Consider the following 242-nt stretch of genomic DNA (forward strand, 5'->3'; position numbering starts at 1 on the left):
GCGGGCCCGGGGTACTTCCCGGTGACGGGGTCCTTCTCGGGCAGCGCCGTCATCAGCTGATCACCGCCCCGCTCCCCGGGCCCTCGGCGCCGCCGGCCCGGGACTCCTTGATCATGTCGCGGGCGTTGGAGGCCGTGATGTCGATGGTCCCCAGGGCGCGGTCCACCATCACGCGGTCCATGCCCTCGCCCGCGGCGAGCTGCTCGCGCACCACGCGCACCTGCACCTGGGCGATCTTGAAC

The 242-nt window shown here is 73.1% G+C and carries 1 pseudogene; it reads right to left on the bottom strand.

The annotated features are described in order from the left end of the window. Positions 1–52: 52 nt before the first annotated feature. Positions 53–242 (bottom strand): annotated as a pseudogene (locus tag KVS67_RS12790) (hypothetical protein); the annotation flags it as partial.

Source organism: Micrococcus sp. GbtcB5, from assembly GCF_019091605.1.
Taxonomy (GTDB): domain Bacteria; phylum Actinomycetota; class Actinomycetes; order Actinomycetales; family Micrococcaceae; genus Micrococcus; species Micrococcus luteus.